The sequence below is a fragment of the Planktothrix sp. FACHB-1355 genome (assembly GCF_014748295.1).
In the GTDB taxonomy this organism is placed as follows: Bacteria; Cyanobacteriota; Cyanobacteriia; order Cyanobacteriales; family Aerosakkonemataceae; genus Aerosakkonema; species Aerosakkonema funiforme_A.
Window position 1 is genome coordinate 1 of sequence record NZ_JACJUP010001114.1, and the last position, 2,321, is coordinate 2,321.

2 protein-coding genes and 1 pseudogene are annotated in these 2,321 nt (G+C 42.5%); 1 reads left to right on the forward strand and 2 read right to left on the reverse strand.

Going from position 1 to position 2,321, the window contains the following annotated elements:
- Window positions 1–16: 16 nt before the first annotated feature.
- Window positions 17–859 (reverse strand): cache domain-containing protein, encoded by an 843-nt coding sequence (locus H6S82_RS29630; protein WP_191057208.1) that lies wholly within the window; start codon window positions 857–859, stop codon window positions 17–19.
- Window positions 860–1,091: 232 nt separating this feature from the next.
- On the opposite strand from H6S82_RS29630, the gene H6S82_RS29635 reads away from it, so the two are divergent.
- Window positions 1,092–1,652 (forward strand): hypothetical protein, encoded by a 561-nt coding sequence (locus tag H6S82_RS29635; RefSeq protein ID WP_190465822.1) that lies wholly within the window; start codon window positions 1,092–1,094, stop codon window positions 1,650–1,652.
- A gap of 332 nt (window positions 1,653–1,984) precedes the next feature.
- Here H6S82_RS29635 and H6S82_RS29640 read toward each other — a convergent pair.
- Window positions 1,985–2,321: pseudogene (locus H6S82_RS29640) on the reverse strand (hypothetical protein); the annotation flags it as partial.

The window sequence follows — 2,321 nt, forward strand, 5'->3', positions numbered from 1 at the left end:
TGAGCAGTCGCTTGAATTAAAGGTCTTTAATTTCAAGTACATTGAGGCGTTCGGGTTTACCTTGTTTTATCTGGTAAGATTTTTCGCTGGTGGAAGTAGCCACAACCAACCCATCCCGCTCCAAGATGAAAATTTTACCAGAAGGACTCACCTTCAAATTTTGCAGGAAGGTGTTCAACTGTGGGAGAAACAACTCAGTGCCGATCACACCTACCAAGTTCCCACTTTTGTCATATACCGGATAGCTACAGCTAATTGTCACAACATCTGGTTTATCAGTCCAGTATGTTATCTCGGCCCAGACTGGTTTACCTGCTTTCACTGCATCCGTAAACGAACTATCGTCTACGTATTCAAAGGCTTCCTCCTGGGTAACGCGGGTAGGATTTCCCTGACTATCCAAATCGTATCGCTTGGATCGACCCTTGTAAGAAGATTGCATCATTGCCGCGTACAATCTGCCATCTGCTTCGCGACCGACACCAACATACTCACTACCCTGGGGACGACCGAAGCCAATGTAATTCAAACTCTTGAACGTTTTCATTTGGCTGTAAAACTGACGCCAGGTGCGCTCATAGTCTAGCAAGTTCAGATTTCCTGTTTTATAATCATCCACGTTGATTTGGTTGACTTGAGCAGGAGTGGCTAATAAGGTGTCAAGGTGCTGATTGATGCGAGAGCTAGTTTCGTTTTGCAGCCGCAGCACCAAGTCGTTGACGGCTTTTTGCCCGTTGTAGAATGAGAGATAGCCCACCAAACCGACAGCAGTGACGATTTGCAATACAAAAGGCACCACCAAGGCGGTGCGGAGGCGGAATTTGAGTGATGTAGGGGCGGCTTCTTTTGAAGAAATCATTGTTTAAGATGCTCCTCGCAGGTAGTTTACAGTTGAGCGGACACTAGCAATTATTTTTAGGGATTGACTGTCTTTGTCATCTTTATACCTGAAAATTATCTTCAGCTCGTTATTACCCTGCGACCGAATACCCGGCTTCTTGAAGAAGTCGGCTATCTAGAATACCGTACTGAGGCTGCTGTTAGTGTATCCTAAATAAAAAGCTGCCCCACAATTCAGGAGACACCCTACTATGAAATTAAATATTTTAGCTACCGCTATCCTGACAGCTACCATCTGCCTACCCGCGATCGTCAGAGCGGAAAATACCTTACCATTAAGGCAGCTGGGCGGAGTTCGATCGTCTGTTTTAGTAGCTCAATCGGATTGGGGTGAATTCTCTTCTGTGGCGGGGCGCTTTGCTGTCTTAATGCCCGGTACACCTAATCAGGAAACTGAAACTAATGAAGATGGTTTTGTCGAACACTCTTTCACCCTTACTCAGGAAACATCTGCTTTTTTGATTCACTATTCAGACATTCCAGAAGCAGAAGAATTGAGCGACACGGCAATTAAAAAACTTTTAGATAGTACGCCAACTGACTTCGTAAAAGAAGCTAAAGCTCAATTAATCGCTTCTCGCAGCATTACACTTGACGGCAATCCGGGTAAAGAATTCGAGTTTACTCTCCGCGATGGTACTCCTGGTGCGGCTAGGGTATTTTTGGTTAAGCAACGTTTATACGTAATTGTGGGAATGGCATCTGAAGCTGAGAATACACAAAAGTTTGTCAATTCGTTTCGTCTGCTTTGATAAGCTATATTGTTCGTAGTTCTGGGTTTATTGAATTGCTCAGTATCTGTGCAACAATAACCACGAACAATTTTATCTAAAACATTAGGATTTATTCCATAATTTAACCACAGATGAAAATAGATAAACACAGATGAACACAGATGCGATCGCAATTTTTTTTAGCTACTGATGCAACTGGATATGATACGATCGTGGGTTATGCCACAGAAAATTAATTATTGGTTGAATGTAGGGGTGGGGTGACCCCGCCTTACCGCTCGTGCCTAACCGATCCTACGATTAGATAAGTTTTTACGACCGCTTGGTTCGACGCACTTTTTTTGTGTTGACTAATGAGTATTTTCACTCGATGCCAATATAGTTGTTGCCTCCTGTAAGAGCTGGTTTTGTTCCTGCCTGATTGCTTCTAACCTATTCAATATATATGCAAGTCGTTCTTTTTTATTATCGCTGTCTGTCGCAGTAATTGCAGGATTCAAAGATAAAACATTTGCTTCTGATTGTTTGATGCTACTTCTATTAAAATTTAACTTACTCAGAGGTGTAAGGAACAATCCTAAAAGCAATTTAGTAAATTTTCCTGGAGCTTGTAACGCAAATAAAAAAGTTTGCTCCAGAAACTGACCGAGGGCTATAATGAACCGCCGTATCGCAAAAATACTAAAA

Excerpts from the sequence above, each read along its gene's own strand:
- H6S82_RS29635 (WP_190465822.1), top strand. The coding sequence starts at position 1,092 with ATGAAATTAAATATTTTAGCTACCGCTATCCTGACAGCTACCATCTGC.
- H6S82_RS29630 (WP_191057208.1), bottom strand. The coding sequence starts at position 859 with ATGATTTCTTCAAAAGAAGCCGCCCCTACATCACTCAAATTCCGCCTC.